Origin of the sequence: Aequorivita xiaoshiensis, assembly GCF_022008395.1 — a bacterium.
Taxonomy (GTDB): Bacteria; Bacteroidota; Bacteroidia; order Flavobacteriales; family Flavobacteriaceae; genus Aequorivita; species Aequorivita xiaoshiensis.
In genome coordinates this window covers 556,324-571,464 of sequence record NZ_JAIRBB010000001.1, presented here as the reverse complement: position 1 = coordinate 571,464, position 15,141 = coordinate 556,324, and the positions used below count along the sequence as shown (strand labels likewise).

The following is a 15,141-nucleotide window of genomic DNA, read 5'->3' as shown; positions in this document are numbered from 1 at the left end:
TTCTAATTACCTATTGTGCGGATGCTTCTTGATTTAAATAATCATCCAAGTTTTTATGAATTTGAACGATTTTATAATTATCGCTAGAAATTTCAAAATACGGGTGCTTCACCTTGTACTCTTTATTTTCTTCTAATAATTCGGCAAATCCTTTCGCACCACCTTTAGTGTTTAATCCGTGAACGATTACAAATTTACTTTTCGGATTGTAGTAGTCAATAGAAGTAGTCATATTAATATAACGGTGATTTTCTATCGCTTTATCTAACTTTTCTTTTAATTTTTCGGCAGCTTCGCCCTCAGTATTTTCAAACTTATAAACTAGCTTCCAAGATTTAGCATCTTCATCTTTTCCGAAGTTTTTAAATTCTAATTGCGGTAGCACATTGCTATAGATTTGCTGAGCTTGTTTCCCTTCTGCTGTACTTGGATAGTTAAGCGCAATAAAGTTTAAAGCTTTTTTATACACTTCAAAACCCTGTTGACGTCCGAGCGCGGTAGCTTTAAGCAATTCAAATTTTGGCACAATGTCATTACCATTATATACCATCATATACTCATCGCATTTTTCAATTACCTCAGCGTATTTTGCAGCTTCAAATTCTTTATACAATTGTTTGTACTTAAATTCTGGGCTAGATTCGTCTGTTGGTAATTGCGAATTTGGATTGCGTAATATTTCCGCATAACGCGTATCAGCATGATTTGTAAGAATATCATTCTTATACTTTTCAGCAGCTGAAGCGTTATCTAGCTCTTCATAAATTTTAACCAAGTTATATTTAGAAGGAACCACTAACCTATGTTCAGGATTGTTGGTAAGCAATGTCTCTAATCTATTTGCTGCAAGATTGTACTCCTTGAATTTCTCTTTATAAATAAGCCCTAATTGGTAGTAAGCAAAGTTTCTATCTTTTGCTAAACTATCGATTACCTTTTCATCGGTCGGGATTAAAGCAATATAAGTTTCTGGCTTAAACTTTTCGTTTTCAGAAATTGGAATAACCTCAGCTTCAATGTCTTCATCAGAAATTAACGAAGAATTCTTACTAGAAAGTCTCCAGTTATCTTCAAGCTTTCTGTCACCCCAAATTTTTCTAAACTCTCCTTTTCCGTATGCTATAGTTGAAGTGTTGTAGAAATAGAAAGTGCTACCTTTATTTGGACCGGCGGCTGTATTTTCTTTTTTATAAAATTCGTTATTGGCAATTCTCTGTTCTGTTTTTACAGCTTCAATTGAATCTAGTCGAGCTTGTTCTTTTAAAGCAGTAGTATACGAAACGAAAAACGCTTCTTGTTCTGCTGGGCTCATTTTCACTAGCCTCAAAACACTGTCGTTTACCGAAGCGATGTCTTCATACTTAATTACATCGTCAAGATTTTCACGCTTTTTTGTAATTCTACGCCATTGACGACTATTTTGTTCAAGGAAAGTTAGGGTACTATCGTAATACGCTCCTGCTTTTTTGTACTCGGCATCATCAAAATTAATTTCAGCTAAAGTTTGATAGTTTACTGCCTGTAGTACTCTATCCTGATTAAACGCCTGTATCGATTTGTTGTAATACGCAACAGCTCTTTCGATACTATCGCTATTGCGGTAATAATCTCCAAACTGATTGTAAATCTTGTCTAAAAACGGACGGTTTTCACGGTTTTCTGCTAGGTCGTTTAACAGTGTTAAGAATGCAGTACGGTCTCCACTTGCGTAATCAAAATTCTTTCCTTTTTCAAGATAAGCGTTAATCATATAAACGCGAGAAGTTTTACGATTCATTGCAATCACCTCATCGAAAGCCATATTTGCGCTATCTTTTTCTTGCAAACGGTTGTAAAGCTGACCTTTTATAAAAGTGTATCTTCCTTTTAGCTCGTTATCCTGAACGTTATCTACAGCCATCTTCATATACTCTAGCGCTGGCTCTAATGAATCAAGATTGATAAATGCTTGCGCCATCATTGCGGCACCATCTGCTAATTCTTCTTCATTAAGATCGTCATCTCGGAACATTCTTTTTAGGTTCTCGATTGCGTACTCTTCGTTATTTAAACGAATATTTGTTTTTGCCTTCCAAACTTTAGCAATATTTATGCTATTACTAGTAGGGTAACGGTCTAAAATAAAGTTGAAAGCATCTAGTGCAGGAACAAAACGTCCGTCGTAGTAACGTGCTTTTCCTAAAAGAATATAAGCCTCATCTATCTGTGGGTTATGCTCACGGCCATCGATATACATCGAGTGTTTTTGGATTGCCTTGGCAGCTTTTTCTTCTGCTCTATTAAAGTCGCCACTGTTATTTTTCCCTGGCGCTTTAATTTCAGCTTCCTTAATTTCGATACGTTCTACAGGCAAGATCTCCCAAAAGTTATCGCGATAACCTGCTGCAAGTCTGTTCTTACCATCGGTAAAGGCTAAATTTCCATTGTACAAGGTGTTGAACTCAGCAGTTACCGCGTGAACATTACGGTTTATAAAAGTATTCTTTTTACGTGAACAAGCCGCAAAAAATATTACAGCTAGAGTGAATAATGTAATTTTATAAGTGCCCTTCAAAATGATTTCAGTTTTTATGGTATTCTAACTTAAAAGGTTCTTTTTTAGTATGTAGAATCGCTAAAGAGCGGTAAAAATACGTTTCTTTTTATTATCTGCTTAATGAAACTCTGAAAAAATACATCACTTTAAAGTGGTTGAAACTTTATTTAACTGATATCATTTGTACTTTTGCAAAAAAAATTACGATTATGAGCGAATTTCATACGCTTACCGTTTCTGAGGTAAAAAAAGAAACTCCAAATTCAGTTTCAATTAGTTTTCAAATTCCAGATAATTTGAAAGGTACATTTTCTTTTAAAGCTGGACAATATATTACAATAAAATACCTAGCCGATGACAAAGAGATACGCCGCGCTTATTCTATATGTTCTTCCCCGAAAAGTGGGACGCTAAAGGTTGGGGTTAAAAAAGTTGAAAACGGATTATTTTCACAATATGCGAATTCAGTTTTAAAAGCTGGCGACACTTTGCAAGTAATGCCACCAACAGGTAAATTTACTTTGGAGCCAAATATTAAAAACTATGTTGCATTTGCAGCTGGAAGTGGGATAACCCCAGTGTTATCGCTTATAAAATCTACTATGGAAGAAATGCCTCAAAGCACATTCTTACTAATTTATGGCAATAAAACCGTAGAAGAAACAATGTTTTACGATGAAATAGTAGCGCTTAAAGACCAATATCCAGATAGATTTTATGTCGAATTTGTTTTCAGCAGAAAAGAAGAAGAAGGTGCTAGATTTGGTAGAATAGATCGATCTATCACAAATTATTTCTTAAAAAATAAATATGGGGAAGATATACACGAAGCCTATTATTTGTGTGGTCCTGAAGAAATGATTGACGAGGTTTCGGCTACATTGAAACACAACGGAGTAAATTCAAAACAAATCCACCACGAACTGTTTTCAACTGCAGAAAAAGGACTTTTAGTTGAAGCACACGACGGTGATACTAGCGTGGTAGTTATGCTTGATGATGAGGAAGAAACCTTTGTTATGCCACAAACGAAATCTATTCTTGAAGCGGCATTAGACGAAGGCTTAGATCCCCCATATTCTTGTCAAGGAGGAATTTGCAGTACCTGTATCGCTCGCTTAAGAGAAGGAAAAGCCGAAATGCGCAAAAATCAAATCCTTACCGATTCTGAAATTGCAGAAGGTTTAATCTTAACTTGCCAAGCACATCCTACAACAGCTAAGATTGTTGTAGATTATGATGATGTTTAAAGCTTGAAATCCCAAATTTTGAAATCCCAAATTCCAAAAAAAAAGCGAGAAGATAGGGCTAAAGACTTTATTTTTTAAAATCAAAAGATCACTGAAACTTAAATCTTCATCAAGTTTTAACCAATGGATTCCAAAAGGGGAGAGTTCGTAGTTGTTTTTCTCTACCTCGCTTGCATTTTTCTACTTTGAAAACCAGGATAATAGATGGCTTAGCTTCTGCCCATCGAGGGTTTCGATACATATTTTTGAGTCTGTAAACCAAAGTCTTTTAATTTCTATATTATTTTCTAAAGTGTTCATTATTAAAAGAAAAATCTAAGACCGAAAACGATAAATGAGGTCGGCATACCTATTTGCATTAGTGCAAGTTAGTGAATTTATCCAAAAATATCTTTGAAGAAATAAAAGACCCCAAAGGTTTTAAAAACCTTTGGGATCTTTTCATTGATGTAATTAAAGTTATTCCAGCACCTCAAATTCAATCCTGCTGTCTGCGTTGGCTCCGGCAATGTTTGTATCAAAATTATAAGTGTTGCAGCCTTCGCCAATTATATCGATTAGATAAGAAGAATGAAAGTTATACGTTCCTGTACGATTTAAGGTGATATTTACTTCAAACTCATATTTATCACCTATTTCGCTATATGGCATGTTGTACCAATTAGATGCACCTTCCCTTTTTGAGCCTTTTATATAATTTATAGAATTATCGTCAAATAATGCCGTCGCACCTCCTATAAGCCATGCAGTATCAACACCCGTAACCTCTAAAAGATTGACGTTTGGTTCTGCGAAATAAGGAGATATGTTTGCGATACTTCCTTTAAGGGTAACCACATCCCCCTTATGGTATGTGTCCTGTAGCGGTTCCAAGATAAATATGTCCGAAACTCTGGCGAAGGTGCCCATATCGTCACAAAACTCTCTTGGCGGGTCACAAGATAAAACGCCAAAAAAGAGTATGGCTATTGCCAAATAATGAATTTTAATACCCATAGCTCGTGAATAATTCATTGATTTTAACAGCAGTGGCAGCACTTCCAGAACCCGTCCCTATTAAACTGTTTTTCAAAGCGGCAGCAGAGTTAATGCTGCCCGTAAGCTTGTTGAAAATTGGCTGTAGACTCGTGCCAGTACTTATGGAGTATTTGTGTGTGGCCGTAACCTGCTTGCCCTGAAATGGTGAATTTGGCAAATAATTATTGTAATATGCAAAAGCGGAATCCATTGTTGCAACCGAATAAGCATTGGTCCTTTGGCCGCCAAGAACAATTTGTTTTTGTTCAAACCATTCTTCATTTTCAGTACCTCTTTGGGCCGCTGAGGAAACGCTCTCCATCAGTGTTAAGGTTTCATTTTTGAATTCCTCTCTTTCGCAACTGCTAAAGAAGAGAGAGAGAGAATAAGTGTAGGTGTTAAAAATCTCTTTTTCATGGGTCAAAAAATATATTTCGTTTAAGCAGGCAAATCAAGCACAAAAAAAGACACAAATATTTTTTTAATTGTTAAATTTTAATAACCTCATTTTTTCCAAGAATTGAATTGTAATAAAGTGTGACAAAATTCCCTGCCTGAAAGCCTCAACTACTGTCAAAAAATCATTGCACAGTGAAGAAATACACAAGCCGAAGTAAAGGAACCATTCGTGGAATTTAAATAAAATAAGCTATTCCAGTACCTCAACAATTTTAATGACAACAGTTTGCGGTGCAATAGTCTTTATTGCATCTTCATACCCTTTCGGAAATTTATTTCCGTAAATAGAAGTTGGAATTAAAGGAAATTTTTTTCGGTCGGCAAGTAATTGGTTGCTTTCTGGCTGGCCAAAAGGTACAAAACCAGCATACGGATGTGTAACGCCCCAAAGCGTAATTACTGAAATGCCATACATTGCCGCCAAATGACCATTACCACTGTCCATAGAAAGCATTAAGTCTAAATTTGAAATTAGAGCTAACTCTTCTTCAAAGCTTAATTTTCCAGCTACGTTGGTTACATTTGCGAAAGGATTTTCAAGTTTTTTAAGTTGCTCAATTTCCTTCTTTCCTCCGCCAAAAAGAAAGATACGGTATTTATTGGTTTCATCTAGCTCTTGAATAACTTCAGTCATTAAGCTTAAAGGATACATTTTTCCGTCGTGAGCCGCGAAAGGTGCAATGCCAATCAGTTTTTTTTGCTCTACACCAATTAAGCCGTTGAGCTTAGGGGTTAGTTGCTTTTTAGGTGGCGCTACAAACTGACTTAAATCTAACGGAAAGCCAAGTTTTTCAAAAACATCGGCATAACGTTGATGCGTTGTTTTTAATTGCGAAATACTTTTCCCTTTAGCGTTAACCAATGCTTTTTTCTCTGCTCTGCCCTTATCAATCTTAACCGATTTAATCCATTTAAAAATCAGATACTTAGTGATTATTTTAGAGCGTATAACATTGTGTAAATCTGCCACAACCTCAACCCCATTGGCTTTTGCTTTTTTAGCAAGCTTAATTAATCCCAAGTTTTTATGTTCGCCGTAAACATCTGCCTCAAGAAAATCTAAATTTGGTATCCCATCAAAAAAAGGTTTAAAATGCGGTCGTGATGCTACTGTAAGCTTTATGTCGGGATAGGTTTGACTGAAAACCCGAAGGACAGGCACCGTCATAGCCACATCGCCCATTGCAGATAGGCGAATTACTAATATATGTTTTGGGTTTTTAGCCATGGGAATAAAGAAACCCTAACAAGTTATTAAAACCTATTAGGGCTGATTGTTAAATTATTTCTTTCCTCGAAGAACTGGATTTAGTTCATCGTCGTTGTACATTTTCATTTGTTTGTACACTTTCATATACTTTCTACCATTAGCAATATCGTCTAGCAATTGGTTAATTGCAGTGCTTAAATCCACACGCTGCTCCAACAGCACATTCAATTTTGCTTTACAAGCCATTTGATGTTCTTGTGATGCATCTTCACGCTCAGCTTCTTCATTCATATGGTAAACTTTCAATGCTAAAATTGAAAGACGATCGACACCCCAAGCAGGACTTTCGGTGTTAATAGTAGCATCGTCGTTTACCTTTACGTCCTTATATTTTTCTAGAAAATAGCTGTCGATATATTCAACCATATCGGTTCTATCCTGATTAGAAGCATCTATCTGACGCTTTAATTTAAGCGCAGCAACAGGATCAATATTTGGATCACGGATGATATCTTCATAGTGCCATTGAACGGTGTCTATCCAGCATTTGCGATATAATAGATGTTCCAGTAACTGACTTTCTTTATCGTAAGGATTACTGAAAGGTTGATCTACAGTATTTACTTCGTGGTATTTATTTATAACTTCTGCGAAGATTTGATTGGCTTTGTCTGAAAACATATTTTTTTATTTATCTAAGGTTTTCCAACCTTGTAGGTTTAATATTGGTGCTTTATTTGTTATTCCCTAAAAGGCTTGATAATCCTTGAAGGAATAGGTGGTAAAAACCGCTGCCAGCAAAAGATATACTATCATCTTCTATGCTCAGACACCGAGTATATTGGGCGTAGCCGAGATTTATACCATCACAGGTTTTTACCTAAAATACAAATGTATCAAATTTTGCCTTAGGATTTAGAAAATGAGCCTTAGCATCCTATCATGCTTTTAGGTATAAATTAATTTAACATCCAGTCGTTGTTGTATAGCTAGCCATCATAAAAACATAAATACGAAGGGTAATAAAACAACCATCCAAAGCAGGGTTTCCTTAAATCTATATTCGATAACATCTTCTTTCACAAAACCTTTTGCGCCAAAGTTTTCGATATAATTGGCTGCTATTATAGCGAGTGGAGCCATAATAAATAAAACTTCAGCTCCTGTTTTTTCTGGACCTAAAAGTGCTACCCCAATACTCACCAAACTCACGTAAAACAGTAACAGATAATTCGGTTTACTTTTAGAAGGTATGCTCGCAATTTTAACTATTCTAGAAATCCCTGCCCATATATAGAAAGCTAATAATACCGTTACTGGTACTAGTATAGATGCCGAATTGTAATTTGAAAAGTCTAAGCTTATATCATCCCTCCAGCTAAAAAACCAAGCAAATGAATCGTTTATTAGCAATTGATAGGTAGTATTCAAAACTACGACAGCAAAAAAGCCAACAAAAGGTATCAGCATTTGCTTATAATTAATGTTTGGCTTCTGGATAAGACCTATATACAAAGGAACCATAAACAAAAGGCTCCAAAAATAATACAAAGATGCTACGGTAATCCAAAAACTTGAGTCTAGAATTTTCTTTTCAGAATTAGTATCACTTCGAAGACTCATAATCCTGCGTAATGCTAATAAGTTAAACAAATTAGCAAGGAGTATTTCGTGATTAAGAAAAACAACAGGAAGCATCACCATAAAGCACGAGAAAAATAAAATCGCAAAAGTGTTGGTTTTTGTGAGGTGATTTTTTCGGATGATAAAATCAAACAATAACATGCTAAACACACTTAATGCTATAAATAAGAAATGCCGAAATAGCGAAGTAGAGCTTAAGTCTATCTTCGATTCAGAAAATAAACCCAATAAATATCCAAATACAATAAACACAGAGAGTATTAAATAGTTTATAGGATTAGATTTCCCGAAAAAGCTTGTTAACATAGGGTTTTTTTATATTTTTGCTTTCTAAAAGTTTAAAGATATGGCCTTGAAAGATATTTGGGAAGGAATTGCTTCCTTTTTTGAAACCGTTTTATTGAATCCACTAGATGGTATGCGCGACTTTGAATTACAAACTTGGTGGGGCGCTAATATTATGTCTTGGATATTTCTTGCAATTGGTTCGGTAGCTTTTGTATACTGGCTAATTCAATTGAAAAAATACGACGAAAACACTGACGACACACATACTTACGAAGAAACAGTATAATTGAGGTTTATTTTTAATCCAATATTTTTAGAGATATTGGATTAAAGATCAAACCCAATATCTCTACGATAATTCATCCTATCGAAACTTAGTTTAGCTATGTTTTGATAGGATTTTTTTAGCGCTTTTCTGAAGTCATTATCCATGGAAGTAATTGCTATTACACGTCCTCCATTAGTAAGTACTTTTCCTGCATCAGATTTAGTTCCAGCGTGAAATACGATTGAGTCTTCTATATTTTCCAATCCTGAAATTTCCTTTCCTTTATCGTAAGCCTCAGGATATCCACCCGAAACAAGCATCACAGTCGTAGCCGCTCTTTTATCTATTTCAATATCTATAGTATCAAGCTTTTGACGATATGTAGCTTCCAATATATCTATAAGATCTGTTTTAATTCGCGGAAGAACAACTTCAGTTTCAGGGTCTCCCATTCTAACGTTGTATTCTATTACATACGGTTCGTTATTTACCTTAATTAACCCGATAAAAACAAAGCCTTTATAGTCTATGTTTTCTTCGCTTAGACCATTAACCGTTGGTTTTACAATGCGATCTTCTATCTTGTTCATCAATTCCTCATCTACAAATGGCACTGGAGAGATTGCTCCCATTCCACCAGTATTTAAGCCTGTATCCCCTTCGCCTATACGTTTGTAATCTTTAGCAGTAGGCAAAACTTTATAATTTTTGCCATCTGTTAATACAAAAACGCTTAGTTCAATTCCATCTAAAAACTCTTCAATAACAACTTTAGAGCTAGCTTCACCAAACTTACTATGGGTAAGCATATTTTCAAGCTCTTGCTTTGCTTCGTCTAAATCGTTAAGAATTAAAACACCTTTTCCTGCTGCCAATCCATCGGCTTTTAAAACATAAGGAGGGTTTAATTGTTCTAAAAATATTTTTCCAGCCTCTAGGGATTCTACAGTAAAGCTCTCGTAAGCTGCCGTAGGGATGTTATGCTGCATCATAAACTCTTTTGCGCGCTGTTTACTTCCTTCCAACAAAGCGCCGCGCTTAGAAGGCCCTATAAGCATAACGTCCTTCAATTCTGAAGTTTCAGCAAAGTAATCGGCTATTCCTTGTACTAACGGATCTTCTGGACCCACCACAACCATTTCAATATTGTTTTCAACAACACAATTTTTTATGGCTTCAAAATCGTTTACATTTATTGCTAAATTTGTTGCAATTGACTCTGTACCTGCATTTCCAGGTGCAACAAATAGATTTGAACAACGAGAGCTTTGTGCTATTTTATAAGCAAATGTATGTTCGCGACCGCCAGAACCAAGGATTAGAATATTCATAGATATATTTTTTATACCTACAAGGTTTTCAAAACCTTGCAGTAAGTTTTAATTTTAGTTGATTTAGTTATTTTAAAACTCTTTTTGGTTTAAATTGTACCTAAATCCAGCTGTCAAAAATAATTGTTTGTACCTTGAACCACTAATTTATTTAAAACGAATTTTGAGTTTTCATAATTTGTTTTTGATTTAAACTGAAAGTAATCATTTGAGACTTTTTGATATTTCACTTTTTCTTAAACGTTTTCCTATAAAGAAAGCCAAGGAGGAATTGGTTCAAACTTCTAAAATAGAAGAAGCAAACTACGAGCGTTTTTTGAACAACAAAAAAACTGAAATCGTAAAGCATCACTTATTGCACAATAATTTTTATCGAGATTTGGTGAATGGAGATTTTAAAAATTGGGAATCACTTCCAATTATGAAAAAAACTGATTTTCAAATTCCTTTACAACAGAGGCTTTCCAAAGGTTTTTCAGAAAAAAACATTTATACAAACAAAACTTCAGGTTCGAGTGGTAATCCGATGCGCTTTGCAAAAGACAAATATAGCCACGCTATTACATGGGCTTACCACATGGAACGGTTTGGATGGTACGGAATAGACTTCAACACGTCGCTGCAAGCACGGTATTACGGAATTCCCTTAGATACCATTGAAAATAAAACGGTTCAACTAAAAGACTTTCTAGCCAAGCGCCATCGATTTTCAGTTCTTGACCTTTCTGAAAAAGCTTTAGATAAAATGCTAGAAGTATATACGCAGAAACCTTTTGATTATATAAATGGTTACACTAGTAGCATTGTTCTATTTGCAAAATATTTAAAGGCTCAAAACATAATATTAAAAGATGTTTGCCCAACTTTAAAAGTCTGTATTGTTACGTCTGAAATGCTTTTTGAGGCCGATAAAACATTACTTCAAACTCAGTTAGGCATTCCCGTTGTTAATGAATACGGCTGTTCAGAAGTGGGCGTAATAGCTTTCACCAATATAGATGATGAGTGGGAAGTAGATTCCAAAACACTTTTTATGGAGATTTTGGATAACAATAACAACCCCGTACCTTTAGGTGAAGAGGGAAAAATTGTTATCACTTCATTACATAATAAAGCGCATCCTTTTATAAGATATGAAATTGGCGACTATGGAGCATTAAGTGAGAAAAGCACTCCGAAAAAGCCCATTTTAAAAAAGTTGTTGGGGAGAACTAATGATTTTGCGATACTTCCAAGTGGGAAAAAAGCAGCTGGCATGACTTTTTACGTAATCACCAAGAAGATTATGGAAGAAAGTGGAAACATAAAAGAATTTAAAGTGACCCAATTAAAGAAAGATACTTTTGAAATAAATTATGTGAGCGATGATACTTTAACCCCCAAAAAAATTCAGATAATAACAAAAACCCTTGAGCAGTATTTAGAAAAAGGATTGAGTTTTCATTTTAATAGAAGAGAGCAATTAGATAGAACGGCAAGTGGAAAACTGAAGCAATTCGTTTCTATGGTTAACCAATAATTATTCGGTAGTGTGCAAAAAGAAATTCTCTTAATAACAAACTATTTTCCACCCGAAAAAGGAGCTGCGGCAAACCGCATGCATAGCATTGCAGAGAACTTAGGAAAAGCAGGATATAAGGTTAAAGTAATTTGTCCTTTACCTAACTATCCCAGCGGAGAAATTTTTGAAGGTTATCGCGGGAAATTGTCAATATCAGAAAAAACCACCTTCGGGGAAGTTTCACGTTTGTGGACTTGGCCAAGTAATTCTACGAATAAGTTTATTCGGTTGCTTTCAATGCTTTCATTTTCATTGAGCCTAGCGGTGTTTTTTATTTTTAGAAAAACTCCAAAAACAATTTTTATTCAATATTCTCCAGTATTTATTGGGTTTACAGCAGTTTGTTTGGGGAAAATATTTTCAAAAAAGATCATTCTAAACGTATCAGACCTCTGGCCATTGGCAGGTTTGGAAATGGGTATTTTAAACAAGGGGTTTTATTATACGATACTTTTAAAAATGGAGCGTTATTGTTACAAAAAATCCGACTTAATTGTAGGTCAGTCTGAAGAAATCCTCCACCATATTTCAAAACTGGAAGATAAAAAGCCACTTTTTCTATATCGAAATATTCCAAATTTTAAAGTGCCGAAAATCAATGATCGAGCTAGTTCTAAGGAGGTGAAAATTGTATATGCCGGTTTGTTAGGCGTGGCTCAAGGAATTTTTGAAATCTGTGAAAAAATCACTTTTCCACAAAATGTAAGTTTTCATATCTATGGAGCAGGACCCGATGCAGAAAGGCTGAAATCGTTACAATCTAAAAACGTTTACTTCTATGGGGAAGTCGATAGAGCGGTGCTACATACAGAGCTAAAAAAATACGACCTAGCCTTTGTTCCGTTGGTAAATAGAATATATGGGTCTGTACCTTCAAAAATATTTGAATATACACGCTTAGGACTTCCTATACTTTATTTTGCAGGAGGTGAAGGAGGAAAAATTATAGCAAAAGAATCTTTGGGATGGGTAATTCCTGTGAATAACACAAAGAAACTTCAGGAGTTTATCAATACTGTTTCAGAAAACGAATTATATACATATCCAAAAGAAAAAGTTCAGAATATTGCAGTTTCAGTATTTAATTTTGAAAAACAATTCAAGGCATTTATAAGTGCTATTGAAACTGTTTAATATGCTTTTTCTTCTCCTTTTAGGGCATTGTAAACTGTTTGAAATACAATTTTTATATCCAAGAATAAGCTCCAATTTTCAAGGTAAAAAATATCGTATTTCACACGATTTACAATATCACTTTCAGTCTCTACCTCTCCTCTAAATCCGCTTACCTGTGCTAAGCCTGTAATTCCTGGTTTAATAAAATGGCGAACCATAAATTTGTCAATACGCTCTGCATACATATGTGTATGGCTCACCATATGCGGTCTTGGCCCCACAACAGACATTTCACCTTTTAAAACATTGATAAACTGTGGCAGTTCATCCACACTCGTTTTTCTAATTATTCGCCCTACTCGCGTAACTCTCTCATCCCCTTTTTTAATTTGGTGTAAATCGGCCATGGGGTTTGGTTTCATCGAGCGGAACTTATAACAGTAAAATTCTTTGTAATCCAAACCGTTTCTTTTCTGTTTAAAAAACACCGGCCCCTTCGACTCCAGTTTTATAAACAAGCCTAAAAGTGGTGTAAGCCACGAAAGAATTCCTACAATTACCAAAATTGAGAGTACTATATCAAAACCTCGTTTTATAAACTTATTAAACGGTTCATCCATCGGGATTTTTCGCATAGAAAGTATTGGAAGCACTCCGTAATACGTAAAGTCAAGTTTTTTAGTATAAATCTCCTTATTATCGGGAAGAAACTTTAAGATTTTAAGGTTGTTATCTACAAAATCTATTAGCTTTATTAAATCCTTATTCCCTATTTCTGCAACCGAAGAATACACCTCGTCGATATTTTCTTTAAGAATGTAATCCATACATTCTTCTATAGAAGTTTTATTGGGTCCTTTTAAATCAAATGTTTTAACTAGTTGATACCCGTATACTGGATTTTCGTTAAAAAACTTTCTCAGCTGATCTGTTTTTTGGTTAAGACCGATAATCACCACCTTTCGAACGTTTCCGCCTAAATAAAGTCGGTATTTTTTTAGAAGAAAATATATTCCAAACTTCACTGTTGATATGCTTAGCATTACAACAACTATATATTTGAAAATAAGCGATGCTGAAACTTCTATATCATTATAAAACCCAAAGAAGGAAAATACGATTAACGCCAAAATTATCCCTTGCTTACCTAGCAAAGACATAATTTTTGACATATGAGTAAAACGATAGATCTCATAAAATCCTGATCGTAGCGAAAGTAAAATCCAAGCGAAGGTTAGGTAAATAATAAAATTAAATAGCGGAATGCTATTATTGAAAAACTCGAAAGCCAAAAAATAGAGTAACACAAGATCTAGTCCGTATGAAATAGGCCTTATAAATCCAGAATATCGTCCGCTTTTAAACATACTTACCCTCTATTGTGTTTTGAAAAATCTTTGTGTTCGCTTTTAAAGAGTTCCTCTGGTGATAAATTTTTAAAATATTCAAATGTTATTCGCATACCTTCTGCCCGTGAGACTTTTGGTTCCCACGCTAGCACTTCTTTCGCTTTAGAAATATTTGGCTCACGCTGTAAAGGATCGTCTTGAGGCAAAGGTTTAAACACAATCTTTTGACTTGTGTTCGTCAGTTTTATAATTTCTTTTGCGAAATCAAGAATTGTAATTTCTTCAGGATTCCCAATGTTTACAGGAAACGCATAATCGCTAAGCAGGAGGCGGTATAAGCCTTCAACTTGATCGTCTACATAACAAAACGAACGTGTTTGTAATCCATCCCCAAATACGGTTAGGTCTTCTCCACGCAGCGCTTGACCTATAAAAGCAGGAATAACACGACCGTCGTTCAATCGCATTCTTGGGCCATATGTATTAAAAATTCTAGCAATTCGCGTTTCTAAACCATGGAATCGGTGATACGCCATAGTTAATGATTCCTGAAATCTTTTTGCTTCGTCATAAACTCCGCGAGGACCAATGGTATTTACATTGCCATAATATTCTTCCGATTGTGGATGAACCAATGGGTCGCCATAAACTTCAGAAGTCGATGCTATTAATATTCTAGCTTTTTTCTCTTTTGCTAATCCCAAAAGGTTATGAGTCCCTAACGAACCAACTTTTAAAGTTTGGATCGGGATTTTTAAGTAGTCTATCGGACTAGCAGGAGAGGCGAAATGAAGAATATAATCTACTTTTCCAGGTACGTGCACAAACTTTGTAACATCGTGATGGTAAAACTCGAAGTCTTCAAGTTTAAAGAGATGTTCCAGGTTTTTTAGATCACCAGTAATAAGATTATCCATGGCGATAACGTGGAAGTCTTCGTCAATAAATTTATCACATAGATGTGAGCCTAAAAATCCGGCAGCACCTGTTATAAGCACGCGCTTTTTCATCTGAATAATTTATTTGAGAAAAAGTAATGCTTCGATTTCACGCTGCATAGGGATAGATTGTCCCATCTTACATTTTCCATTATTTTATAATTCAATATTAGG

General features: G+C 35.1%; 13 protein-coding genes. 4 read left to right on the top strand and 9 right to left on the bottom strand.

Annotated features, from left to right (window positions below; all coding sequences use genetic code 11):
- Positions 1 to 10: 10 nt before the first annotated feature.
- Positions 11 to 2,554 (bottom strand): type IX secretion system periplasmic lipoprotein PorW/SprE, encoded by a 2,544-nt coding sequence (gene porW / locus K8344_RS02585; protein WP_237606729.1) that lies wholly within the window; start codon positions 2,552 to 2,554, stop codon positions 11 to 13.
- Between the two features lie 191 nt (positions 2,555 to 2,745).
- Here porW and K8344_RS02580 point away from each other — a divergent pair, with 191 nt between their 5' ends.
- Positions 2,746 to 3,786 (top strand): ferredoxin--NADP reductase, encoded by a 1,041-nt coding sequence (locus K8344_RS02580; RefSeq protein ID WP_237606728.1) that lies wholly within the window; start codon positions 2,746 to 2,748, stop codon positions 3,784 to 3,786.
- Positions 3,787 to 4,245: 459 nt separating this feature from the next.
- On the opposite strand, the gene K8344_RS02575 is transcribed toward K8344_RS02580, so the two are convergent.
- The 5 genes from K8344_RS02575 to K8344_RS02555 form a co-directional block, all read right to left on the bottom strand.
- Complete coding sequence (locus K8344_RS02575; RefSeq protein ID WP_237606727.1) at positions 4,246 to 4,800, bottom strand: hypothetical protein; 555 nt, start codon at positions 4,798 to 4,800, stop codon at positions 4,246 to 4,248.
- Positions 4,772 to 5,125 carry a hypothetical protein gene (locus tag K8344_RS02570; RefSeq protein WP_237606726.1) on the bottom strand — a complete coding sequence of 118 codons (354 nt, stop codon included), beginning with the start codon at positions 5,123 to 5,125 and terminating at the stop codon, positions 4,772 to 4,774. The genes K8344_RS02575 and K8344_RS02570 overlap by 29 nt, the downstream gene beginning before the upstream one ends.
- A 327-nt stretch (positions 5,126 to 5,452) precedes the next feature.
- Positions 5,453 to 6,490, bottom strand: a complete 1,038-nt coding sequence (locus K8344_RS02565) for a glycosyltransferase family 9 protein (RefSeq protein ID WP_237606725.1) — start codon at positions 6,488 to 6,490, stop codon at positions 5,453 to 5,455.
- A gap of 54 nt (positions 6,491 to 6,544) precedes the next feature.
- Positions 6,545 to 7,153, bottom strand: a complete 609-nt coding sequence (locus K8344_RS02560) for a DUF4254 domain-containing protein (RefSeq protein WP_237606724.1) — start codon at positions 7,151 to 7,153, stop codon at positions 6,545 to 6,547.
- 315 nt (positions 7,154 to 7,468) lie between these two features.
- Positions 7,469 to 8,422: a DUF6427 family protein gene (locus tag K8344_RS02555; protein ID WP_237606723.1), complete on the bottom strand. Its 954-nt coding sequence runs from the start codon at positions 8,420 to 8,422 to the stop codon at positions 7,469 to 7,471.
- Positions 8,423 to 8,462: 40 nt separating this feature from the next.
- On the opposite strand from K8344_RS02555, the gene K8344_RS02550 reads away from it, so the two are divergent.
- Complete coding sequence (locus K8344_RS02550) at positions 8,463 to 8,690, top strand: DUF6341 family protein (RefSeq protein ID WP_338144579.1); 228 nt, start codon at positions 8,463 to 8,465, stop codon at positions 8,688 to 8,690.
- Between the two features lie 41 nt (positions 8,691 to 8,731).
- Here K8344_RS02550 and purD read toward each other — a convergent pair whose 3' ends face one another.
- A complete protein-coding gene (gene purD, locus K8344_RS02545; RefSeq protein ID WP_237606722.1) occupies positions 8,732 to 10,003 on the bottom strand; it encodes a phosphoribosylamine--glycine ligase in 1,272 nt (423 codons plus the stop codon).
- A 208-nt stretch (positions 10,004 to 10,211) separates the two neighbouring features.
- Here purD and K8344_RS02540 point away from each other — a divergent pair, with 208 nt between their 5' ends.
- Together K8344_RS02540 and K8344_RS14220 are read left to right on the top strand one after the other, a co-directional pair.
- On the top strand, positions 10,212 to 11,522 hold the full coding sequence (locus K8344_RS02540) for a phenylacetate--CoA ligase family protein (protein WP_237606721.1): 1,311 nt from the start codon (positions 10,212 to 10,214) through the stop codon (positions 11,520 to 11,522).
- A gap of 12 nt (positions 11,523 to 11,534) precedes the next feature.
- Positions 11,535 to 12,698, top strand: coding sequence for a glycosyltransferase family 4 protein (locus K8344_RS14220; protein ID WP_237606720.1), 1,164 nt, complete (start codon positions 11,535 to 11,537; stop codon positions 12,696 to 12,698).
- On the opposite strand, the gene K8344_RS02530 is transcribed toward K8344_RS14220, so the two are convergent.
- On the bottom strand, positions 12,695 to 14,047 hold the full coding sequence (locus tag K8344_RS02530; protein ID WP_237606719.1) for an exopolysaccharide biosynthesis polyprenyl glycosylphosphotransferase: 1,353 nt from the start codon (positions 14,045 to 14,047) through the stop codon (positions 12,695 to 12,697). The genes K8344_RS14220 and K8344_RS02530 overlap by 4 nt on opposite strands.
- A gap of 2 nt (positions 14,048 to 14,049) precedes the next feature.
- Positions 14,050 to 15,039, bottom strand: coding sequence for a UDP-glucuronic acid decarboxylase family protein (locus tag K8344_RS02525; RefSeq protein ID WP_237606718.1), 990 nt, complete (start codon positions 15,037 to 15,039; stop codon positions 14,050 to 14,052).
- Positions 15,040 to 15,141 lie beyond the last annotated feature (102 nt).